Source organism: Arthrobacter sp. BC5 (assembly GCF_056680255.1).
Genome location: NZ_CM155273.1, coordinates 2,523,501 through 2,544,492, shown reverse-complemented (window position 1 = coordinate 2,544,492; position 20,992 = coordinate 2,523,501). Strand labels below are relative to the sequence as shown.

22 protein-coding genes are annotated in these 20,992 nt (G+C 70.7%); 9 read left to right on the top strand and 13 right to left on the bottom strand.

The window, feature by feature from the left end:
• Positions 1-63: 63 nt before the first annotated feature.
• The 5 genes from AC1MFI_RS11805 (at position 64) to AC1MFI_RS11785 (ending at position 4,077) form a co-directional block, all read left to right on the top strand.
• Entirely contained in the window at positions 64-411 is a 348-nt protein-coding gene (locus tag AC1MFI_RS11805; RefSeq protein WP_479817078.1) for a hypothetical protein, read from the top strand.
• Between the two features lie 145 nt (positions 412-556).
• Positions 557-2,206, top strand: coding sequence for an aa3-type cytochrome oxidase subunit I (ctaD, locus tag AC1MFI_RS11800; RefSeq protein ID WP_479820862.1), 1,650 nt, complete (start codon positions 557-559; stop codon positions 2,204-2,206).
• Positions 2,203-2,424: a hypothetical protein gene (locus tag AC1MFI_RS11795; RefSeq protein WP_479817077.1), complete on the top strand. Its 222-nt coding sequence runs from the start codon at positions 2,203-2,205 to the stop codon at positions 2,422-2,424. The genes ctaD and AC1MFI_RS11795 overlap by 4 nt, the downstream gene beginning before the upstream one ends.
• Positions 2,425-2,606: 182 nt before the next feature.
• Entirely contained in the window at positions 2,607-3,209 is a 603-nt protein-coding gene (locus AC1MFI_RS11790) for a hypothetical protein (protein WP_479817076.1), read from the top strand.
• A gap of 121 nt (positions 3,210-3,330) precedes the next feature.
• Positions 3,331-4,077 (top strand): YcnI family copper-binding membrane protein, encoded by a 747-nt coding sequence (locus tag AC1MFI_RS11785; RefSeq protein ID WP_479817075.1) that lies wholly within the window; start codon positions 3,331-3,333, stop codon positions 4,075-4,077.
• A gap of 100 nt (positions 4,078-4,177) precedes the next feature.
• On the opposite strand, the gene rsmD is transcribed toward AC1MFI_RS11785, so the two are convergent.
• From rsmD to AC1MFI_RS11730, 11 genes are all read right to left on the bottom strand, one after another.
• The gene (gene rsmD / locus AC1MFI_RS11780; protein ID WP_479817074.1) at positions 4,178-4,750 is read right to left on the bottom strand and encodes a 16S rRNA (guanine(966)-N(2))-methyltransferase RsmD; all 573 of its coding nucleotides are present in this window, start codon (positions 4,748-4,750) and stop codon (positions 4,178-4,180) included.
• Between the two features lie 46 nt (positions 4,751-4,796).
• Entirely contained in the window at positions 4,797-5,843 is a 1,047-nt protein-coding gene (locus AC1MFI_RS11775; RefSeq protein ID WP_479817073.1) for a sulfate/molybdate ABC transporter ATP-binding protein, read from the bottom strand.
• Positions 5,840-6,688, bottom strand: a complete 849-nt coding sequence (locus AC1MFI_RS11770; RefSeq protein WP_479817072.1) for an ABC transporter permease — start codon at positions 6,686-6,688, stop codon at positions 5,840-5,842. Before AC1MFI_RS11770 ends, AC1MFI_RS11775 begins: the two co-directional genes overlap by 4 nt.
• Before the next feature lie 42 nt (positions 6,689-6,730).
• Positions 6,731-7,519 carry a molybdate ABC transporter substrate-binding protein gene (gene modA, locus AC1MFI_RS11765; protein ID WP_479817071.1) on the bottom strand — a complete coding sequence of 263 codons (789 nt, stop codon included), beginning with the start codon at positions 7,517-7,519 and terminating at the stop codon, positions 6,731-6,733.
• Between the two features lie 2 nt (positions 7,520-7,521).
• Positions 7,522-7,926 carry a TOBE domain-containing protein gene (locus AC1MFI_RS11760; protein WP_479817070.1) on the bottom strand — a complete coding sequence of 135 codons (405 nt, stop codon included), beginning with the start codon at positions 7,924-7,926 and terminating at the stop codon, positions 7,522-7,524.
• Positions 7,927-7,965: 39 nt separating this feature from the next.
• Entirely contained in the window at positions 7,966-10,200 is a 2,235-nt protein-coding gene (locus tag AC1MFI_RS11755) for an ATP-dependent DNA helicase RecG (RefSeq protein ID WP_479817069.1), read from the bottom strand.
• On the bottom strand, positions 10,197-11,135 hold the full coding sequence (locus tag AC1MFI_RS11750; protein ID WP_479817067.1) for a DAK2 domain-containing protein: 939 nt from the start codon (positions 11,133-11,135) through the stop codon (positions 10,197-10,199). Before AC1MFI_RS11750 ends, AC1MFI_RS11755 begins: the two co-directional genes overlap by 4 nt.
• A 22-nt stretch (positions 11,136-11,157) precedes the next feature.
• Positions 11,158-12,213: a thiamine-phosphate kinase gene (gene thiL, locus AC1MFI_RS11745; RefSeq protein WP_479817066.1), complete on the bottom strand. Its 1,056-nt coding sequence runs from the start codon at positions 12,211-12,213 to the stop codon at positions 11,158-11,160.
• Between the two features lie 51 nt (positions 12,214-12,264).
• Positions 12,265-13,686, bottom strand: a complete 1,422-nt coding sequence (locus AC1MFI_RS11740; protein ID WP_479817065.1) for a sugar nucleotide-binding protein — start codon at positions 13,684-13,686, stop codon at positions 12,265-12,267.
• A gap of 3 nt (positions 13,687-13,689) precedes the next feature.
• Positions 13,690-14,688 carry a dTDP-glucose 4,6-dehydratase gene (rfbB, locus tag AC1MFI_RS11735; protein ID WP_479817064.1) on the bottom strand — a complete coding sequence of 333 codons (999 nt, stop codon included), beginning with the start codon at positions 14,686-14,688 and terminating at the stop codon, positions 13,690-13,692.
• Between the two features lie 105 nt (positions 14,689-14,793).
• On the bottom strand, positions 14,794-15,585 hold the full coding sequence (locus tag AC1MFI_RS11730; RefSeq protein WP_479817063.1) for a hypothetical protein: 792 nt from the start codon (positions 15,583-15,585) through the stop codon (positions 14,794-14,796).
• Between the two features lie 183 nt (positions 15,586-15,768).
• Here AC1MFI_RS11730 and AC1MFI_RS11725 point away from each other — a divergent pair, with 183 nt between their 5' ends.
• Both AC1MFI_RS11725 and AC1MFI_RS11720 read left to right on the top strand, forming a co-directional pair.
• Positions 15,769-16,257, top strand: coding sequence for a DUF3515 domain-containing protein (locus AC1MFI_RS11725; RefSeq protein WP_479817062.1), 489 nt, complete (start codon positions 15,769-15,771; stop codon positions 16,255-16,257).
• Positions 16,258-16,317: 60 nt separating this feature from the next.
• Complete coding sequence (locus AC1MFI_RS11720; protein WP_479817061.1) at positions 16,318-17,175, top strand: SMP-30/gluconolactonase/LRE family protein; 858 nt, start codon at positions 16,318-16,320, stop codon at positions 17,173-17,175.
• 124 nt (positions 17,176-17,299) lie between these two features.
• Here the strand turns inward: AC1MFI_RS11720 and AC1MFI_RS11715 are convergent, their stop codons facing one another.
• Positions 17,300-18,139 carry an SDR family oxidoreductase gene (locus AC1MFI_RS11715; protein WP_479817059.1) on the bottom strand — a complete coding sequence of 280 codons (840 nt, stop codon included), beginning with the start codon at positions 18,137-18,139 and terminating at the stop codon, positions 17,300-17,302.
• Positions 18,140-18,271: 132 nt separating this feature from the next.
• Here AC1MFI_RS11715 and AC1MFI_RS11710 point away from each other — a divergent pair, with 132 nt between their 5' ends.
• A complete protein-coding gene (locus tag AC1MFI_RS11710; RefSeq protein ID WP_479817058.1) occupies positions 18,272-19,231 on the top strand; it encodes a glycosyltransferase family 2 protein in 960 nt (319 codons plus the stop codon).
• A 77-nt stretch (positions 19,232-19,308) separates the two neighbouring features.
• A complete protein-coding gene (locus AC1MFI_RS11705) occupies positions 19,309-19,539 on the top strand; it encodes a DUF3072 domain-containing protein (RefSeq protein WP_479817057.1) in 231 nt (76 codons plus the stop codon).
• Positions 19,540-19,565: 26 nt separating this feature from the next.
• On the opposite strand, the gene ribA is transcribed toward AC1MFI_RS11705, so the two are convergent.
• On the bottom strand, positions 19,566-20,969 hold the full coding sequence (ribA, locus tag AC1MFI_RS11700) for a GTP cyclohydrolase II (RefSeq protein WP_479817055.1): 1,404 nt from the start codon (positions 20,967-20,969) through the stop codon (positions 19,566-19,568).
• Between the last annotated feature and the right edge of the window lie 23 nt (positions 20,970-20,992).

Sequence of the window (20,992 nt, the reverse complement as noted above, 5' to 3'; positions counted from 1 at the left end):
TAGCCTTAAAGGGCTTGAGCAGCCGGGCGTCGTAGACCTTCCCATCGTCGGGGGACCGGAATCATGAGTCATAAACTGCGGATCACCGTCCGTTTGGACATCGATCTCCACTGGGCGCGCATGGATGTCCACGGCTGCCTCACCGAGGAGAACTGCCGTGCGCTCCTGCCCATCGTCAGGCGCAGCTTCCGGATCCTGCAGGAGCCGAACGTCTTCATCGATGCGAGCTGCGCCCAGCACATCGAACGCGAGGGCGTGGATGCCCTGCACGGACTCGGCATCACCGGGCCCACCGCACACCCCGTCTTCAGTGAGCGCACCGGCACCTGCTCGCTGATCGTGCCGGACGTCCTGCCGGCATGTCCCTCGCGCTTCCCCCGCCCCCACGGCAGCCACCGGTTCGCAGCGTGACGCCGGACGGTCCGCGGCACGGACGCCCACACCCTCGCTTTCCGACACGACGCCACGGCAGGAGCGGGCAGTGACCGCTGAATACGCAGATTCGACCCTCGCCGCCAAACCCGCAGCCGGAGCCGGCACGAAGACCCACGGTCGGGTGGTCGTGGAGTGGCTCACGACCACGGACCACAAGAAGATCGGCTACCTCTACATCATCACGTCCTTCGTGTGGTTCTGCCTGAGTGGTGTCGAGGCCCTGCTGATCCGTGCGGAGCTCTTCGAGCCGGGGATGCAGATCCTGCAGACGAAGGAGCAGTACAACCAGCTGTTCACCATGCACGGGACCATCATGCTGCTCCTCTTCGCGACGCCGCTGTTCGCCGGCTTCGCGAACGTCATCATGCCCCTGCAGATCGGCGCCCCCGACGTCGCCTTCCCGCGCCTCAACGCACTGGCCTACTGGTTCTACCTGTTCGGCGGGATGGTCGTGGGGCTCGGTGTCTTCACCCCCCAGGGCAGCGCCTCCTTCGGTTGGACGTCCTATCCGCCCCTTGCGAACGTCAGCTTCTCACCGAGTATCGGCGGTGACCTCTGGGTCTTCGGGCTGGCGCTGACCGGTTTCGGTACCATCCTCGGTGCCGTGAACTTCATCACGACGATCCTCTGCATGCGCGCTCCCGGCATGACGATGTGGCGCATGCCGATCTTCACCTGGAACACCCTCGCGACCTCGGTCCTCGTCCTCATGGCGTTCCCCGTGCTGGCCGCGGCCCTGTTCGCCCTCGGCGCCGATCGTCGCTTCGGGGCCCACATCTTCGACCCGGAGAACGGCGGCGCGATCATGTGGCAGCACCTCTTCTGGTTCTTCGGGCATCCCGAGGTGTACATCATCGCGCTGCCGTTCTTCGGCATCGTCTCGGAGATCTTCCCGGTCTTCAGCCGCAAGCCCATCTTCGGCTACAAGGGCCTGATCTTCGCGACCTGGGCCATCGTGGCCTACTCGGTGACGGTCTGGGCACACCACATGTACGTCACCGGCGCCGTCCTGCTGCCCTTCTTCGCCCTCCTCACGATGTTCATCGCGGTGCCGACGGGCGTGAAGTTCTTCAACTGGATCGGCACCATGTGGCGCGGGTCGCTCACGTTCGAGACACCGATGCTGTGGAGCCTCGGGTTCCTCGTGACCTTCCTCTTCGGTGGTCTCACGGGTGTGATCCTGGCTTCGCCGCCGCTCGACTTCCACGTCTCGGACACCTACTTCGTGGTGGCCCACTTCCACTACGTGGTCTTCGGCACGGTCGTCTTCGCGATGTTCGCCGGGTTCTACTTCTGGTGGCCCAAGTTCACCGGGACCATGCTCAACGAGCGCTGGGGCAAGATCCACTTCTGGATGCTGTTCGTCGGCTTCCACGCCACGTTCCTGATCCAGCACTGGCTCGGTGTCGAGGGCATGCCGCGCCGGTACGCGGACTACCTGCCGGAGGACGGCTTCGCCGGAATGCACCAGTTCTCCACCATCGGGTCCTTCCTCCTCGGCGCGTCGGTCATCCCGTTCTTCTGGAACGTGTACATCACGTGGCGCAAGGGGAAGAAGGTCGACGTGGACGATCCGTGGGGCTTCGGCGCTTCCCTCGAATGGGCGACCTCGTGCCCGCCGCCGCGCCACAACTTCGTGTCGATACCCCGCATCCGCTCGGAGCGCCCTGCCCTCGATCTCCACCATCCCGAGCTGCAGCAGACGCACACCCCCGACGACAGCCCTGCCGCCTTCATGGGCTCGGCGGACCGGAAGGACGCGGACACGTGAGGGAAGTGACGGTGCACCCCACCATCCGCCCCGCCGCCGTCGCCCTCGCCTGTGCCGTCCTCGCAGTCGCCACAGCCGGACTCGGAATGCTCCTCGCCTTCCAGGACCTCGCGCCCTGGAACGGCGTCGCCACCTGCCTGATCGCCACGGCGGTCCTGCTGGGCTGGGGCGGAGGCGCATACCTGCACAGCCGGCCCGGAGATCGGAGCGTCCGCTGAATCCGGGGGCCCGATCGACCACGATCCGCTCGTGGCACCGGCGACCCATCCGGAGCCCGGCCCCACCCGAAGTACGTACTGGCGGGTGGGTCCGGTGACGGCTGTACCCTGAGAGGGGGAGCCGGCCGTCGCTGGACGATGAGGCTCGGACGACAGCCCGACACGACGGGGAGGAGACAGCAGTGGCCACACCTGCCCTGCCCTACCTCCGCTCCATCGTCCTCGTCTCGCTGATCCTCTCGGTCTCCTCCGCATTCCACGTCCTCGCCTCCGGGCATCTGCCGGGACTCGGCGTCATCCTGCTCCTGGGAGCCCTCCTCCTGGTCCCGACGATGCTGCTCACCCGGGGCCCGCTCTCCTTCCGCGCGGGGCTGCTCGCCATGGGGGCAGGGCAGTTCCTGCTGCACACGCTGTTCGGGATGACGGCCGCTCCCGCGGTCTGCCAGAGATCGTCCGCGATGCCCGACCACCATGCGGCCTTCGAGCTCGCCTGCTCGCCCGCGGTGCAGGAACAGATGGGCGCGTCCTCCGGCGGGCCGGCCATGGTCCTGCTGCACACTGTCGCCGCCGTCATCCTGGCTCTCGCCGTCTCACGCAGCGACGAAGCCCTGGCCCTCCTCCGCGCCTGGCTCCTGCCGCTCGTCGCCCCTCCGGCCGCGGCCTCCCCTGCCATCCCGGGGCGCCGTCCTGTCCGGGACGCACCGCCACCCGTCGCGCCGCTGTCCATCCATGCCACGGTGCCGACCCTGCGCGGTCCTCCGCGCACCCGCGCGCTGCCCAGCTGACCCGGACCCGCCACGAGGGGAACCGGGCGGCCGGCGCGCTTCCCCCGCAGCCACCCCCTCCCCCGCTGCTCCCTGACGTCCGCTCGACACGGACCGGAGCGCACCCCCGAAAGGCAGTCCCATGACCTCATCCCACTCCCAGCGCGCCCTCACCACCGGCGCCGTCGCCCTGACCACCGCAGGGCTGATGGCCCTGGGGCTCGGTGCGGCCAGCGCGCACGTCACCGTCGCCCCGGCGTCCACCACCGAGAACGGCTATTCGCAACTCACCTTCAGCGTGCCCAGCGAATCCGAGAGCGCGGCCACGAACAAGCTCGAGGTGCAGCTACCCACCGAACAGCCCTTCACGTCCGTCCGGGTCAAGCCGGTCGACGGCTGGACGGCCGAGGTGGTCTCCGGAGCGCTGCCCGCCCCCGTCACGACCCCGGATGGCGCGACCCTGACCGAGGCGCCGCTGTCCGTCGTCTGGACCGCGGAAGCGGGCTCGGAGATCTCCCAGCAGGAGTACCAGACGTTCTCGATCTCCGTCGGACGCCTGCCCGAAGCCGGGTCCACCGTGCTGCTTCCCGCCACGCAGTCCTACACGGACGGCGAGGTGGTCGAGTGGAACCAGGAGACCGCCGAGGGCGGGGAGGAACCCGAGAAGCCGGCGCCGTCGTTCGTGACGACCGCCGCTCTCGAGGGCGGGGACGCGCATGGCGGAGCCCACGGCACCGCCGAGACCACTGAGGCGATCGACGCCGAGCAGGCGGCGTCCAGCACGGAGTCCGGCTCGACGTCGGCCATCGGCTGGGCAGGTCTCGTCGCCGGCGTACTCGGTCTCGCCGCAGGCCTGGCGGCCCTGGCCAGGACGCGGCGCAAGGCCTGATCGCCGGTAGGACCAACGCCACCTCGGTGCGGTGCGGGACCTCGGCGGTCCGGCACCGCACCTCCGTCCGCACGGCAGGTGCACGCGGGACGGGAACGGCTCAGTCGACGGCGGGCTCCAGGAACCACAGGCGTGTCTCTCCGTACTTCTTGTCCGAGAAGCGTTCGAGCCACGCGGGCCATGCCGGTTCCGGCGAACGCGCCGATCGCTCGACGACGACGACGGCGCCCTCCGACAGCCTCGATTCGAGGGCTGCCAGGACGGCGAGCACGCCGTCCTCCCCTACCGTGTAGGGCGGATCCATGAGGACGAGGTCCCAGGTCAGTTCGGGCGCGACACGATCGAGGTACGTCTCGACCTTGGTGCGGTGCACGCGGACGGCCGTCCAGCCGAGCACGCGGTTGACGAGGTCGGCGTTCCGCTGTGCGACGGCGGCGGCGCGGTCGGCGGACTCGACGAGGTCCACGGAGGCCGCGCCGCGGCTCGCGCTCTCCACACCCAGGGAACCCGAACCGGCGTAGAGATCCAGGACGTGCGCTCCGTGGACCACGCCGTAGGACTCGAGGCTCGAGAACAGTGCTTCCTTCACGCGGGCCGTCGTCGGCCGGGTGCCGTTCCCCTCGACGCTGGTGAGGGTCGTGCCGCCTGCTGCTCCTGCGATGATGCGCGTCATGTCCCGACTCTATCGCCCGGCCGCGACGCCGCGCAGGCGGCCGTGACTAGACCGGATAGACCGTTGCATCCTCGTGGCGGAACCCGATGGACGTCCGCAGCCCGGGTACGATCCCGAGGGCCACGACGTCCGCCGGGGCGACGTCGGCCGCCAGTCCTGCGGCGTGGACCCGGACGACGTCGCCCCGGTGCTCGACGTCGTCGACCTCCGCTGTGATGCGGCTCCACCCGGGACCGGCTCCTGCTGCCCGCGCGACGGCGACGTCGGCGGGCCGGACGGTCAGGGCGAGGCGCGTACCCGCCGGTACCGGCTCGGCGAGCGGCACCTCCAGCCCCGTATCCGCCCGGAAGCCTGCCGTCGTCGCATGGCCCTCCACGAGGTTCAGGCCCGCCAGGCGCGCACCGAAGCCGGTGACCGGACGCGTCAGGACCTCGCGCGTGAAGCCTGACTCGACGGCCCTGCCGCCCTCGAGGATCAGCACGCGGTCCGCGAGGAGGAACGCGTCGAGCGGGTCATGCGTCACGATGATGGCCGAGCGCCCGGCCAGGACTTCCCGCAGGAGCGCCCGGACGGCGGGGGCTACCGCGATGTCGAGCGCTGCGAGCGGTTCGTCGAGCAGGAGGAGGGACGGATCGGCCGCGAGCGCGCGGGCGACGGCGACCCGCTGCGCCTGGCCCCCCGAGAGCTGGGCGGGCCTGCGGTGGGCGAGGTCCGCGACGCCGACGCGCTCCAGCCACTCCAGGGCCTTCCCGCGGGCCGCCCTCCGGTGTGCTCCGCGGCTCCGCGGACCGAAGGCTACGTTCTCGAGGGCCGTGAGGTGCGGGAACAGGAGGGCTTCCTGCGACAGGAGCGACACTCCGCGGTACCGGGGTTCGGTGTCGATGCGTCGGGACGCGTCGGCGTCGAAGAGGACCGTCCCGCCCAGGGTGGCGCGGCCGGACGTCGGCGTGAGGAGCCCTGCGACGAGGTTGAGCAGAGTGGACTTCCCCGCTCCGTTCGGGCCGAGTACGGCGAGCGTCTCGCCCGAAGCCAGGGTGAAGGAGAGCTCGAAGCCCCGCTCGGCGAGGCGCGCGGCGAAGGTGAGGTTGGTCACCGGGTGGCCTTCCCGGCGTCCGGCACGCCTGATGGTCCCACGGTCCGCCGGGAGGATGTCCGGTCACCTCCCACGGGCCGCACGCGGTGCGCGACGCCGACGACGGCTACCGCTACCACGACGAGGATGAGCGAGAGGGCGACGGCCGCCTCCGGATCCGTCTCGCGCTGCAGGTAGATCTCGAGCGGGAGTGTCCTCGTGGTGCCCTGGAGGCTGCCGGCGAAGGTCAGCGTCGCCCCGAACTCCCCGAGGGCGCGGGCGAACGAGAGGACGGCGCCCGACACGAGCGCGGGCAGGACGAGCGGCAGGGTGATGCGCCGGAGGACCGTCCACCGGTCGGCTCCGAGGGTTGCTCCGACGGCTTCGTACCGTGTTCCCACCGAGCGCAGCGCACCCTCGAGGCTCAGCACGAGGAACGGCAGCGCGACGAAGGCCTGCGACATCACGACCGCCGTCGTCGAGAACGCGATGTCGATGCCGGCGGCGCTCAGGCTGCTGCCGAGGAGCCCCCGCCGACCGAAGGTGTAGAGGAGGGCGATCCCGCCGACCACCGGCGGGAGAACCAGCGGCAGGAGTACGAGGGACCGGACGAGCCGTTGTCCGCGGAACGATGTGCGGGCCAGGACGAGTGCCATGGGGACGCCCAGGAGGATGCACAGCAGCGTCGCGGTGAGGGAGGTCCGCAGGCTGAGCGACAGTGCAGCCCGCGCGCTCTCCGAGGTGACGAGGGGGACGAAGCCCGGCCAGTCGACCCGCAGCGCCATCGCCACCAGGGGCACCACCACGAACAGTCCGCCGACGACGGCGATCGCCACGACCCACCGGGGAAGACGCGCGCTGCTCATCGCCTGTGCCGGGTCCCTGCCGGGCAGCGGCCGCGGGTGGGTTCAGGGCGCACCGAAACCGGCCTCCTCGAGGAGGGTCCGTCCCTCGGCACCGGCGACGAAGTCGACGAACGCCTGCGCGGTGGCGGCCTCTGCGCTTCCGGCGAGGGCGCCGATGGGATAGGTGTTGACCGCGCCGGTGGCCTCCGGGACATCGATTCCCAGCACGGTGTCCCCCGCGGCCCGCACGTCCGTCACGTACACGAGGCCGGCATCCGCCTCCCCCGCGACGACCTTTCCGAGGACGTCCGCGACGGACGACTCCTCGCTGACGGGCCGAAGATCGATCCCGGTTCCCTCCTCGAGCACCGCCGCCGCTGCCCCGCAGGGGACCTGCGGAGCGCATACGACGGTCTTGACCCCGGGCTCCGCCGCGTCGGCGAGCGAGGTGATCCCGGCGGGGTTGTCCGGCGGGACAGCCAGCTGGAGGGTGTTGGACGCGAAGTCGGTCGGGGTTCCTGCGAGCAGGTCGCGGGCCCTGTCCATGGTCCGCGCATCCGCGGAAGCGAGGACATCGGCGGGAGCGCCCTCGGTGATCTGCGTGACGAGGTCCGAGGATCCCCCGAAGTTCAGCCTGACCTCCACCCCCGGGCGCGCCTCCTCGAACCGCGCGGCCAGGTCGGTGAAGACCGCCTCCAGGGAGGCCGCGGCGAACACGGTGATGGTGCCGTCGATCGCATCGCGCGCCGTCCCTGCACTTCCCGCGTCCGGTTCTCCTGTCCCACAGGCGGCAGTGGCCGCGACGGCGGCGGTCAGGGCGACGACGGTTCCCCAGCGGGCCGATCTCGCCATGGTCAGGGCTTCCCCGCCGGGGTCTCGATGATCACCGTGGTGGCCTTGACGACGGCGATCGCGATGGAACCCTGCCGCAGACCCAATTCGCGAACCGCCTCGCTGCTCATGAGGGACACGACCCGGTGCGGACCGCATTGCAGTTCGACCTGCGCCATGACGGTGTCCATGATGACATCCGTGACGATCCCTACGAACCGGTTGCGGGCCGAGCGCCCGATGTCGGACGGATCGCCGGGCAGGACGGCGTTCCGGTGCGCGAGCCCGGCGAGTTCCAGCGTGTCCACGACGGCCCGGCCCGAGGGGTCCTTCGCGCTGCCGAGCAGGCCCCCGTCGATCCAGCGCCGCACGGTGTCGTCGCTGACCCCCAGGAAGCGCGCTGCATCTCCGATCCGCAATTGCGTCATGGAAGGGATGTTACATCCTCAGAAGCGGAAGAAGACGTTCTAGCCCTTCTCGAGGAATGCTTCCTTCTCGGGGTTCAGGTAGAGGTCGATCGCCAGCGACAGGCCCGGGTAGTCGTGCAGGTCCGGATCCCCCGCGACGATCTCCTGGGCGTCGCTGCGCGCCTTCTCGATGACCTTGCCGTGCTGCGTGATCTTCAGGAAGCGCAGGGCCGAGCGGCCGCCGGACTGCGAGGCCCCGAGGATGTTCCCCTCGCGCCGGAGCTCGAGGTCCTTCTGGGAGAGTTCGAAACCGTCCGTCGTGGAGGCGACGGCGGACAGTCGCTCCCGGCTCGGGTGATCGGGCTCGAGCTTCGTCACGAGCAGGCACGTGCCCGCGTGCCCTCCGCGGCCGATGCGCCCCCGCAGCTGGTGGAGCTGCGAGATGCCGAACCGGTCCGCGTCCATGATGACCATCAGCGTGGCGTTGGGGACGTCGACGCCGACCTCGATCACCGTCGTCGCGATGAGGAGCCGGACGCTGCCGTCCGCGAAGCGCGACATGACGTCAGCCTTGTCCTGCGGGTCCATGCGCCCGTGCAGCATGGCTGTCGGGACTCCCTGCAGCTGCGGGATCCCACCGAGGGACTCGAAGAGCCCTACGACGCTGGTCAGCTCCTGCTGCCCGCCGGGCTTCCGCTCCGGCTGCGGCTCCCCGTACAACGCCTCGGGGGCGTCCTCCTCGGTCTTGCCGTCGTCGCCGATCTTGGGGCACACCACATACACCTGGCGGCCGGCGTCGATCTCCTCGCGGGCGCGGGACCAGATGCGGCCCATCCAGGCCGGGTGCTCCGTGAGGCCCACCTCGTGCGTGGCGATGGGCGACCGCCCGGCGGGCAGTTCGGACAGCGTGGAGGTCTCCAGGTCGCCGAACACCGTCATGGCGACCGTCCGCGGGATCGGCGTCGCCGTCATGACCAGCACGTGCGGCGAGGTGCGGGCCTTGGTGCGCAGGGTGTCGCGCTGCTCCACGCCGAACCGGTGCTGCTCGTCGACGACGATCAGGCCGAGATCGAAGAACTGCACGTTCTCCGACAGGAGTGCATGGGTGCCGATGACGATCCCGGCCTCCCCCGACGCGGCGTCGAGCAGGGATCTCTTCCGCTGGGCCGTGGACATGGAACCGGTGAGCAGCACCACGCGCGTGCCGTCCGTCGCGCCGCCCAGCATCCCGCCCTCGGCGAGCGGGCCGAGCGTCCTGGTGATGGACTGGAGGTGTTGGGCGGCGAGTACCTCGGTGGGCGCCAGGAGCGCCGCCTGGCCTCCGGCGTCGATGACCTGCAGCATGGCGCGCAGGGCGACGAGGGTCTTGCCGGAGCCGACCTCACCCTGCAGCAGCCGGTTCATCGGGTGGTCCCGCGCCAGATCGTCCGCCAGGGTCCGCCCGACGTCGAGCTGGCCCTGCGTGAGCGTGAAGGGAAGCCGGGCGTCGAACTGGTCGAGGAGACCGCCCGTCCGGGGCGGCCGCGCCGTCGCCTCCTCCCGTGCCGCGAGGGCACGACGGCGGGCGAGGGCGGCCTGCAGGACGAACGCCTCCTGGTACCGGAAGCGGTGCTGGGCCCGGAAGGCGTCCTCGACCCGCTGGGGACGGTGCACGAGTTCGTAGGCGGTGGCGAGGCTCATGAGCTTGTCGCGTCGGGCGATCGACGCGGGAACGGGGTCGTCGAGCTCGGAGAGCCGCAGGGTGCCGAGGATCGTGGCGACAGCGGCCGCGATCTGCTCACTGCCGAGCTTCTCGACCGCCGGGTAGACCGGGATGGGCCGATGGGCGTAATCGGGGTCCTCGTCGCCCTCGTCGAGCAGGACGTAGCGCGGATTGGTGAGTGACAGCCGGCCGCGGTAGACCGTCACCCTGCCGGAGAACATCGCCCGCACACCGGGCTTGAGGTCACGCGCGGCACCGAAGCCGTTGAAGTACGTCAGGTTCATCCCACCGATGCCCCCGTCGGCGTCGTCGGTGATGACGACCTCCAGGAGCATCCCCTTGCGCGTGTGCATCCGCCGCGAGTTGGCGGACTGCACGCGGGCCATCAGGGTGACCTCCTCGTCCACCGGGACATCGGCGATCGGGGTCAGCTCACCGCGCTCGAGGTAGGTGCGGGGGAAATGATGGAGCAGTTCGCCGACCGTCCGGATGCCGAAGTACTTGGCCAGGTGCTTCGCCACCGGCCCCAGGTGCCGGTCGAGCGGTGCATCGAGTTCCGAGGCGGTCGCCGGCCGTATCGCGTCAGGTGTCACCGGCTCGCGTCTCCTACCGCCGGCAGGGCGAGCTGGGTCACCGTGATGTTGACGGGCGTGCCCGCCTGGTGGATCAGCGCCAGCGCGGGGGCGGGATCCGGCACGTGCACGTGGACGCGCCAGCGATAACCCTCTGCGACCTCGGTGACGGCGCTCATGATGACCGAATCGCCGAGCTCGTCGAGGTGGAGTCGCAGCGTGGCCGCGTCCAGCGGGCTCAGGTTGATCGTGCACATGACCTCGACGCCGTCCGCGTCACCGCCGTTGTGGATGTGCGGGGCCTGGATGTCGTACCCGTGGAGGCCGTCGAGCAGTTCGTCCTGCAGTTCCTCCCCGAGCGCGGCAGCCCGGAGAGCGTCGAGGATCAGCAGGAATCCGACACCGCCGGCGTCGACCACCTCCGCGTCGGTGAGTGGCCCGAGCTGGCTCTCCGTATGCACGACGGCCCTGAGGGCATGCTGCACCGAGGCGCGCAGGGTCGAGGCGAGCGCGTGGTTGCTGTCGTCGCCGGCGTGTTCCGACGCGGTGTCGGCTGCTCCCCATGCGCTCGCCTCGAGTACCGAGAGCATGGTGCCCGGGACGGGATCACTGAGGGCGGACCAGCTGCGGATCTGCGCCCGGTGCAGGGACGACGCCAGGAGCGTGCAGGTCAGTCGCGTGGCGCCCTGCAGCGGCTCGGCGAACGCTGCCAGGAAGACGGCGAAGAGGGTGCCGGAATTGCCGCGCGCGTCCTCCATCGCGGCCCTGCCGGCCGTGGTGAGCAGCTCCCCGAGATCGGAGGTCTCGGCATCCTGCGCCGCACGGGCAGCCGCGCGGACCGTCTGGTACAGGTTGGTACCGGTGTCGCCGTCGGCCACCGGGAAGATGTTGATGGCGTTGAGGCGGTCGCTGTGGTTGCCGAGGGACTCTTCGGCCCTGCTCAGCCAACGCTTCATCGCGACAGCGTTGGCGGTGATCTTAGTGTGCAAAGTGATCCCATCCCCTGAGAGCTGCCACCCGTGACGCCAGTGTCACCAGCGGCTTGCCCGGCACTACCGAGCCTACCGCAGTGAACCCGGGTGGCAGCAGGGCATCCTCGGGGAACGCCGCGAGCAGCCCGTGGTCCTCGCCGCCCCCGAGGATCCAGTCCATCGGGTCGACACCCAGCAGCCGGGCCACCGGCCGCAGGAGTTCCGCGTACTGCTGCAGCGCCACCGGGTCGAGGTCGAGCTGGACATCGCTCGCCGTCGCGATCCGCCCGGCGTCGCGCACGAGCCCGTCCGAGATGTCGAGCATCGCGCTCGCCCCGGCTGCTGCTGCCGCCGGTCCGGCCGCCAGCGGCGGGCTGGGGCGCACCTGAGCGGCGATGAGCTCCTGCCCCAGCGGCCCGAAGTCGGCGAGGGGGCGGCCGTCCTCGAGGACCGCCAGGCCGGCTGCGGCACGTCCCAGGGTTCCCGCGACCGCGAGGACGTGTCCCGGTTCCGCACCGGACCGCAGGACGGCAGGACCCTCCAGTCGTCCCGTCACGGCCGCCGTGATAACGAGCCGCGCGCCACCGCCCAGGTCCCCGCCGACGACCGAACACCCGGTGGCACCGAGGCCCCGGATACCCGCTGCGAACCCCCGGGCGCAGTCCTCGACCCAGGCGATCGGTGTGTGCGGGGGCAGGGTCAGGCTCACGACCAGCGACGTGGCCGTACCGCCCATCGCGTTGATGTCGCTGAGATTCTGTGCGGCCGATTTCCAGCCGACGTCGAAGCCGGTGGTACGGAATCCATTGGGCCGGAGGAGCCGGAAGTCGTGGTCCTCCACGAGAGTGTCCATGGAGATCAGGACGGGCCCTGAACCCGGCAGCACCGCGGCATCGTCACCCGGCCCCACCAGCGCACTCGTCGCCGCACCGAGCAGGGGCAGGATCCTCGCCAGGAGCCCGCCCTCCGACATCCCGTCGACACTGGTGGCGCTCACCCCGCCGTCGCCCAGCGGCTCGGGAGCCTGCACGGGATCCTCCGCGGACTGCGATGCTTCGGTCATGGGGCTACCGTACGGGGTTCGACCGACAGACCGACCAGGGCCCGAGCGGGCTCACGCCGTGGTCAGTGCTGCGACGTAGGCAGCGAGGCGGTCGGCGGCCGGTGCGGGTACGAAGCCCGTCGCCCTGAGCTTCGCAAGGTCGAGCGTGCTGCGGAGCGGGCGCGGGGCAGCCTGCTTGCCGGCGAAGTACTCGGCCGTGCTGACGCCGGTGACGTCCCCCCGGTCCCTGCCCGAGAGCGCGTACACCTCAGCCGCGATCTCCGCCCAGCTCTGCGGTTCGCCGTCGTTCGTGACGTTGTAGGTGCCGAACGGGGCTGCCGTGGCCACGAGGTGCAGGGCGGCCGCGGCGATGTCCTCGGTGAAGGTGAGGCGGCCCACCTGGTCGTCGACGACGCTCGGGGAGATACCGCGGCCTGCGAGACCGGCCATCGTCCGGACGAAGTTGCCGCCCTCCCCGATCACCCAGCTGGTGCGCAGGATGTAGTGGCGCGGCACGGTGGCCACGATCGCGTCCCCCGCGGCCTTCGTCTGGCCGTAGACGCCGAGCGGACTGACGGGTTCGTCCTCGTCGTGCACGTCCCGGGACCCGTCGAACACGTAGTCGCTGGAGATGTGCACGAGCGTCAGGCGATGTGCGGTGGCCACCCGCGCGAGGGCTGCGACGCCCGTCACGTTCACGGCCCAGGCGGCCGCGCGGCCCTCGGCGGTCTCCGCGGCGTCGACGGCCGTGTACGCAGCCGCGTTGATGATCGTGTCGTACGCCGCCCACGGCCGGGCGTCGTCGAGGTTCCCGCCGAGGAGGTCGAGCTCGGCGCGCCCGGCGAACTCGACCGCGGGATGGTCCGCGAGCGCTTCGCGGAGGGCCCTGCCCAGCTGCCCGTCCGCACCGACGACGAGCGTCCTGCGGGGGGCGAGCGGCGTGACGTCGGCGAGGCGCGGGTGGTTGCGGTCCTTGTCGGACAGTTCGGCGTCGGCGAGCGGGATGGGCCACTCGATGCCTGCCGTCTCGTCGGCGAGGTTGAGGAACACGTACTGGTCCTGCGCGTCCGCCGACCAGTGGTCGTTGACGAGGTAGGTGTAGGCCGTCCCGTCCTCGAGGGTCTGGAAGGCGTTGCCCACCCCTCGGGGTATCAGGATGGCCGTCGAGGGATCGAGCTCCGCCGTGAAGACGCTGCCGAAGGACGGGCCCTCCCGAAGATCCACCCAGGCGCCGAACACGCGGCCCGTCGCGACCGAGATGAACTTGTCCCAGGGCTCGGCATGGATTCCGCGTGTGGTGCCCGCGGTCTCGTTGAAGGAGATGTTGTTCTGCACGGGACCGAAATCGGGCAGGCCGGCTGCCACCATCTTCGCCCGCTGCCAGTTCTCCTTGAACCAGCCCCGGTTGTCACCGTGGACCGGGAGGTCGAACAGCACGACGCCGGGGATCGGCGTCTCGCGCGCAGCGAGGGGCTTGGAGAATATGGGACCCATGCGCTACTGCCCCAGCTCGGTGTACTTGGACTCGGTGACCGCCTTCTGCGGGCGCCACCACGCCTCGTTGTCGCGGTACCAGGCCACGGTGTCCCGCAGCCCCTGCTCGAAGTGGTGGAACTCGGGGCTCCAGCCGAGTTCCGTGCGGAGCTTCGTCGAGTCGATGGCGTAGCGCATGTCGTGTCCGGCACGGTCCACCACATGGTCGTAGGCATCGGCGGGCCGGCCCATCTCCGTGAGGATGAGCTCCACGACGTCCTTGTTGCTGCGCTCGCCGTCGGCGCCGATCAGGTAGGTCTGACCGATCTCGCCCTTGTTCAGGATCGTCCAGACCGCGGAGGAGTGGTCGTTCGCGTGGATCCAGTCACGCACGTTGAGTCCCTCGCCGTACAGCTTGGGACGCACGCCGTCGATCACGTTGGTGATCTGGCGCGGGATGAACTTCTCGACGTGCTGGTAGGGCCCGTAGTTGTTCGAGCAGTTGCTGATCGTGGCCTGGACGCCGAAGGAACGCACCCAGGCGCGCACGAGGAGGTCGGAACCGGCCTTGGTGGACGAGTAGGGGCTCGAGGGATTGTAGGGCGTGCTCTCGGTGAAGCGGGCCGGGTCGTCGAGTTCGAGGTCGCCGTAGACCTCGTCGGTGCTGATGTGGTGGAAGCGCTTCCCGTACCGGCGCGCGGCCTCGAGCAGCGTGTACGTGCCGATGATGTTGGTGTCGAGGAACGGCCGCGGGTCGTGCAGCGAGTTGTCGTTGTGGGACTCCGCCGCGTAGTGCACGACGGCGTCCGCGCGCTGGGTGAGCGGGTCGACGACGGCGGCGTCGGCGATGTCGCCGACCACCAGCTCGAAGCGGTCGGCGGGCAGGCCCTCGAGGGAGGCGCGGTTGCCCGCATAGGTCATCTTGTCGAGGACCGTGACGGAGACGTCCGTGTGCTCCATCAGGTAGTGGACGAAATTGGACCCGATAAAGCCGGCGCCGCCGGTCACCAAGAGATTCTTCACGTCCTGCACTTTACCGGGCGGGATCGGCATCGCCCCATTCGGCCATGCCGACCCAGGCGCCGATCTTCCGTCGCGCCGGCCCGTGCCGCAGCAGGAAGGGCCGGCTCAGGACTGGTGGCGCCCGCGACGACGGGCCGCCAGCACCGCGGTGACGGCGAGGGCGGCAGCGAGGATCGCCGCACCGATCCAGGCGATCGGCGACAGGGAGGCGGCTCGTTCCTCCTCGGCCGCGACGGGCGAACTGCTCGAGGCCGAGGGGGTCGCCGACCGGCTCGGGCGGAGGGTCGACGTCGCGCCCGGCGTCGACGCCGCGGCGTCCGACGCGGCGGCGGGCGGTGCCGGCGGAACGGTCGCGGGGGCGGTCGTGGCGGGCGCGGGGGTCACGGAGGGCACGGAGGGCACGGCGGCGGGTCCCGTCGCGGTGGGCGGGGGCGTCGGATCGTCCGCGCTCGGGCTGGGCACCGCGACCTCCCCGGTGATCTCCGCGACTCCGCCGGTGACGGCGTCGTACCGCAGGTTGGTGTAGATGAGGGAGTCCGCGAAGAGGAGATTCCCGGTTCCCGGTTCGATGAGGTGTCCGGTGGCCGGGTGGACCAGGAATCCGGTACGGGCATTGATGGCGAAGCCTGTCCGCGCGTCGATGCCCGCCGTCGCGGTCGGATCGGCCACGGGAGGAGCTGGCTCACCGAACGTCGCCCCGGGCTGCGGCTGCCGCACGGTCTCGGATTCCTGCTGGCTGGAGACGGCCGGCGGGGCATCCGGGGCCATGACCGGATCAAGCGCGAGGGCGGCCGTCGGCGTAGCGAGGACCGCTCCCAGGAGAAGGGCGCCCACCGCCCCGCAGGCGATCCTGGTGCTGGCGGGTGTCGACAGGGTGCTGCGGTTCGGCGCGGTCATTCGTCCTCGATCGGGCTCACGCATCCGGCTGCCGTGCAGCATCGCATGCGGGTGGGAACCGGCAGCCTGAGACTGGCTGCGGCCCCTGAATCCTACTGTCGCACCGGCGTACGGCCCGGCTTCCCGCGCCGGACCCCGCGGTCGTGTCGCGTCCGGAGCCGGACCACCTATTAGGGTGGGACCATGCGCGCCCTCCCCCGCACCCTGTCAGCGCTGGTGCCCGCAGCCGCCCTCATGATCAGCCTCTCCGGTTGCGCCTCGGTGGTGGACGTCGATCCGGCGGAGGATGCCGCGAACGCCGGCTGCGCCGACGTGATGATCGCCCTGCCGCCGACGGTCGCGGAGAACGAGCAGCGCGACACGAACAGCCAGGCCACCTCCGCGTGGGGCGATCCCTCGAAAGTGGTACTCCGGTGCGGCGTGACGGTTCCCGGCCCCACCACGGATCCCTGCGTGACCGTCAACGACGTCGACTGGGTGGTCCGCGAGGGCGATCCCGCCTGGACCGCCACGACCTACGGGCGGGATCCGGCCGTCGAGGTCCTGTTCGACCCGGACGAGGTCGCCTCGAGCACCGTTCTGGTGGAACTCGGGGACGCCGTCTCGCGCGTCGAGCAGTCCCGGGCCTGCGTCGGGCTCTCCGATGCCACTCCTGCACCATCGGGCGGCTGACGCAGCACCGATCCCTGCCACTCGTGCAACCACCGATTCCGACCACTGCCAGGAGGCACCGTGAAAGCCGAACAAATCTCCGACGTCTGCACCTTCCACGGGGAAGGGCCCTACTGGGACCCGCGCCGCGGAGAGCTCCTGCTGGTGGACATGCAGGAGGGCGATGTCCTGGTGCGGCACGAGGACGGCAGCCTGGACCGGCACGATGTGCATCCACGCCTCGCGGGCGTCATCCGCGGCCGGTCGTCGGGCGGATACGTCGTCGGCGTCGAGCGTGGCTTCCTCTTCGCCGACGAGGACTTCTCGACCCTCGAGCAGGGCCCGGAGGCCTTTCGTGACAGCACCATCCGCATGAACGACGGCGGCTGCGACACCGCGGGCCGCTTCCTGTGCGGATCGATGGGCTGGGAGGGCGGCTTCGGCGCGGGCACCCTCTACTCCCTGGACCGCGACCACGGGGTGAGCACCGTCCTGACCGGTGTCACCATCTCGAACGGCCTCCACTTCTCCCCCTCGGGTGACACCGCCTTCTTCAGCGACACGCCGACCGGCAGGATCGATGCCCTCGGTTACGACGTCGGGACGGGACGCTTCACCGATCGCCGGACGTTCGCCGTCGTCGAGCCTGCGCTCGGGATGCCGGACGGCATGGCGATCGATGCCGAGGGCGGGATCTGGACGGCCCTCTACGGGGGCGGGGCTATCGCGCGCTACGACGCGTCGGGCAGGCTCTCGGAGCACATCCCCCTGCCCGTGACCAATGTGACGGCCTGCGCGTTCGGCGGGAAGGACCTGTCGACGCTCTTCATCACGACCACGCAGGAGAACATCGCGGCGGGATCGGAGCCGAGCGCGGGCGCGCTCTTCGCGGTCGGGGCCGGGATTGCCGGCGCCCCCCTGCCGATGTTCGGAGGATAGGGCCGACACCCGGGAAGCACTCCTTCCGCGGACGACCACTGTCATGCGTCCGCGGAAGGAGTGCCGGATTTCTTCGTACCCGGCGGCGCTCCGGACGGGTCGGCCGCCCGGTCGGCGGGGGCGGTTACAGGATCGGCTGCCCGCCGGTCACGGCGATGCGCGCTCCCGAGACGTAGCTCGCCTCGTCGGAGGCCAGCAGGACGTACACCGGCGCGAGCTCCGCCGGCTGGCCCGCGCGCTGCATCGGCACCTGCCGGCCGAAGCTCTCCACCTGGTCCTCCGGCATGGTGGCCGGGATCAGCGGGGTCCAGATGGGACCGGGCGCCACGGAGTTGGCCCGGATGCCGCGGTCCGCCAGGAGCTGCGCCATGGACGCGGTCATGTTGGCGATACCCGCCTTCGTCGCCGAGTAGGGCAGCAGCGTGGGGACCGGGTTGTCCGAGTTCACCGAGCTGGAGCCGATGATCGACCCGCCCGGCGGCATGTGAGGCAGGACGGCCTTCGTGAGGTGGAAGAACGCGCTGAGGTTGATCGCGAGCGTACGGTCCCACTCCTCGTCCGGGATCTCCTCGATGGTCTCGTGCGTCATCTGGAACGCGGCGTTGCTTACGAGGACGTCCATCCTGCCGAACTCCTCGACGGCCCTGTCGATCACCGCACGACACGTCGCCGGGTCGGCGAGGTCGCCCGGGAAGAGGACGGCCCGCATGCCGGCCTCCTCCACCCAGCGGCCCGTCTCCCGGGCGTCGTCGTCCTCATCGAGGTAGCTGATCAGGACGTCGGCGCCTTCCCTCGCGAAGGCGATCGCCACGGCACGGCCTATTCCGCTGTCCCCACCGGTGATCACCGCTTTCTTGCCGGTCAGACGGCCCGAACCGCGGTAGGACTGCTCGCCGTGGTCGGGCGCCGGGTCCATGGCATCGGTGGTTCCGGGCGGCTCCTGCTGCTGCGCTGGCTGGCTCACTGTTCCTCCTGGTGTCTACGGGCAATTGCACCCGTGGGTTCCTTGCCCCCTCACCGTAAGCACCCTTAGTAATGGGTGGGAAGCGGACAGCCGGTCCGGAAACCCGTTGCACAGGGAGGACACCGACCTTTCATGCGGTACGCAGCCGAGTACATCTTGCCGTTGAAGTGGACCGACACGGGACCCGTGGCGGAACTGGCCTCCTACCTGCGCGAGCTCGTGCGCTGGATGGACGTCACCGTGGTGGACGGCTCGGCCGATCCGTTCTTCGAGCGGCACGCGGGCGCCTTCCCGGCCGGGGTGCGCCACCTGCGACCCGACCCCGACGCCGTGCTGCAGGGGGGCAACGGCAAGGTCCATGGCGTCCTGACGGGCCTGTCCGCGGCACGGCATGAACGCGTCATCATCGCCGACGACGACGTCCGGTACGGGCGCGAGGAAGCGGAGCGCCTGCTCGGACTGCTCGAGGACGCGGATGTGGTGCGCCCCCAGAACTACTTCGCACGACTGCCGTGGCATGCCCGCTGGGACACCGGCCGGACCCTGCTCAACCGCGCCTTCGCCTCCGACTACCCGGGCACGCTCGGCGTCCGGCGCAGCACGCTCCTCTCCGCGGGCGGGTACTGCGCCCACGCGCTCTTCGAGAACCTCGAACTGATCCGGACGGTGCGGGCTGCCGGCGGCGTCGAGGCCCGCGCCGACGACCTCTTCGTGGCGCGCCTGCCCTGCTCCTCGCGGCACTTCCTCGGCCAGCGCGTCCGGCAGGCGTACGACAGCTTCGCCCAGCCCGGCAGGCTCGCCGTCGAACTGAGCCTGCTCCCGGCCATCCTCCTCGCCCGGCCGACGGCCCGGCAGCTCGCCGCGGCCGGCCTCGCCGTCGTCGCACTCGCGGAGCTGGGACGACGACGGCACTCCGGAGCCGCGGTCTTCCGTCCCGCAGCCTCGCTCTGGGCCCCGGCGTGGCTGCTCGAGCGGGCGGTGTGCAGCTGGCTCGCGGTCGCCAGCAGGGCCCGCGGTGGCGTCCGCTACGCCGGAGGCAGGATGCGACTCGCCGCGCACTCGGAGCGCCGGCTGAGGTCGAACCGGGCATGACGGCAGAGGAGCGTGGAACTGCCGGGAAACTAAGTAGACTGATGGCTCAGGCTGGAAACGACCGAAGAGGAACCGATATGGCAGACACACTGGGAAGTCCGAACTCCGAGCCCGAGGGCGGATTCGAGCGGGATCCCTCGGACTGGGTCACCGGCGACGAGCCCATGACCGCCGCACAGCGCAGCTACCTGGACACCCTCGCGCGCGAGGCGGGCGAAGAGATCCCGGCGGACATCACCAAGGCCGAGGCCTCCGAGCACATCGACCGGCTGCAGGGCAGGAGCAAGAGGCTCAGCGACGATTCCTGACCCCGGCCGCAGGACGTCTGCCGGGGCTACCGCACCGCGGCGAAGTTGAACTCCGTGCAGATGTCCTGCCCGAACACGAACCGCCGGACGGGCGCCGTCCGCGCCTCGGCGAGGGCGTCGGACCCCGAGAAGCGGATACCCGGAACGCCGTCGCCCACCAGGACGGGAGCGGTGGTGAGGTACAGCCGATCGAGCAGGCCGGCCTCGAGGAACCGCGAGACGGTGTTCCCGCCGCCTTCGACCAGCACCTTCCGCAGGCCCCTCGCCTGCAGGAGGTCCAGGACACGTCGCGGAGCGAAGTCCTCGACGGACAGCCGCACCACCTCCACGGAGGACGGCAGCGCCTCGGGGACAGCGGCGTCCCGCCCGACGATCCAGAGAGTGGGGACGCCGCCGGCCAGGACTCGCGCGTCCGGGCCGACCCTGGCCGCCGCGTCGAGCACGACGCGCACGGGACTCCTGCCGGGTACGTCCTCGACGGCGAGCGCGCAGTCCTCGGCCAGGACGGTGGACGCCCCGACCACGACGGCGTCCACGAGGGCCCGGAGCCTCTGGAGGTGGCCGTGGTCGCCGCGGTCCTCATGGAAGCCGGAGTCGCCGGAGCGCGAGGCGATGAAGCCGTCCAGGCTCTGGCGCAGCCGGCCGACAACGACCTGCCCGGACGCTCCCGCGAGGTAGCCGTAACGGTGCGTCAGCTCCTCCGCCTCGCCCGGCGCGGGGGCGGCCGGGACGGTGCCGTCGAGGAGCGCGGCCCAGGCGTCGGCGGAGGGCGCGGCGTCATGCCGCATGCGGGCCCGCTTGGTCGCGAGGTATCCGGCGTTCTCCGAGCGTTCGGACACGGGCAGGCCGCGGCGCTCGACGACGGTGATCCCGAGGTCCTCGAGCGCCTCCTCCTTCGCAGGATTGCCGGAGAGCAGGCGGACAGCGCTGATGCCCAGGTCCTGCAGGATCTCCGCCGCCTGGTCGTAGCGGCGTGCGTCCACGGGCAGCCCCAGGGCGGTGTTCGCGTCCACGGTGTCCACCCCCTGGTCCTGCAGCGCGTAGGCCTTCAGTTTGGCGAGCAGGCCGATCCCGCGGCCTTCGTGCCCGCGGACGTAGACCACCACACCGCGGCCTTCCTCGGAGATCGCGGAGAGCGCCGCTGCGAGCTGGTCCCCGCAGTCGCACCGCCAGGATCCGAAGGCGTCGCCCGTGAGGCATTCGCTGTGGACGCGGACCAGCGGCACCGGGATGGGCCCGCCAGGGGCGTCGTCCTCGATCCCCTGCGCCAGGGCGACGTGCTCCACTCCCCCGCCGTCACGGTACCCGACCATGCGGAACGTCCCGTACCTCGTGGGCAGCACCGTCTCCGCGACCCTTTCGACGGTGGCCGGTACGGGGGCGGACTCGAGCTGCGAGTACGCAGTGGACTGGATGGACTGGCTGGACATGGAACAACCTTAGGAGCGATGCG

Bases quoted from the DNA above. Each gene is read 5' to 3' on its own strand.
- AC1MFI_RS11805 (WP_479817078.1), top strand. From the start codon at position 64: ATGAGTCATAAACTGCGGATCACCGTCCGTTTGGACATCGATCTCCAC.
- AC1MFI_RS11785 (WP_479817075.1), top strand. From the start codon at position 3,331: ATGACCTCATCCCACTCCCAGCGCGCCCTCACCACCGGCGCCGTCGCC.
- rsmD (WP_479817074.1), bottom strand. From the start codon at position 4,750: ATGACGCGCATCATCGCAGGAGCAGCAGGCGGCACGACCCTCACCAGC.
- AC1MFI_RS11770 (WP_479817072.1), bottom strand. From the start codon at position 6,688: ATGAGCAGCGCGCGTCTTCCCCGGTGGGTCGTGGCGATCGCCGTCGTC.
- modA (WP_479817071.1), bottom strand. From the start codon at position 7,519: ATGGCGAGATCGGCCCGCTGGGGAACCGTCGTCGCCCTGACCGCCGCC.
- AC1MFI_RS11760 (WP_479817070.1), bottom strand. From the start codon at position 7,926: ATGACGCAATTGCGGATCGGAGATGCAGCGCGCTTCCTGGGGGTCAGC.
- AC1MFI_RS11750 (WP_479817067.1), bottom strand. From the start codon at position 11,135: ATGAAGCGTTGGCTGAGCAGGGCCGAAGAGTCCCTCGGCAACCACAGC.
- thiL (WP_479817066.1), bottom strand. From the start codon at position 12,213: ATGACCGAAGCATCGCAGTCCGCGGAGGATCCCGTGCAGGCTCCCGAG.
- AC1MFI_RS11740 (WP_479817065.1), bottom strand. From the start codon at position 13,686: ATGGGTCCCATATTCTCCAAGCCCCTCGCTGCGCGCGAGACGCCGATC.
- AC1MFI_RS11730 (WP_479817063.1), bottom strand. From the start codon at position 15,585: ATGACCGCGCCGAACCGCAGCACCCTGTCGACACCCGCCAGCACCAGG.
- AC1MFI_RS11725 (WP_479817062.1), top strand. From the start codon at position 15,769: ATGCGCGCCCTCCCCCGCACCCTGTCAGCGCTGGTGCCCGCAGCCGCC.
- AC1MFI_RS11710 (WP_479817058.1), top strand. From the start codon at position 18,272: ATGCGGTACGCAGCCGAGTACATCTTGCCGTTGAAGTGGACCGACACG.
- AC1MFI_RS11705 (WP_479817057.1), top strand. From the start codon at position 19,309: ATGGCAGACACACTGGGAAGTCCGAACTCCGAGCCCGAGGGCGGATTC.
- ribA (WP_479817055.1), bottom strand. From the start codon at position 20,969: ATGTCCAGCCAGTCCATCCAGTCCACTGCGTACTCGCAGCTCGAGTCC.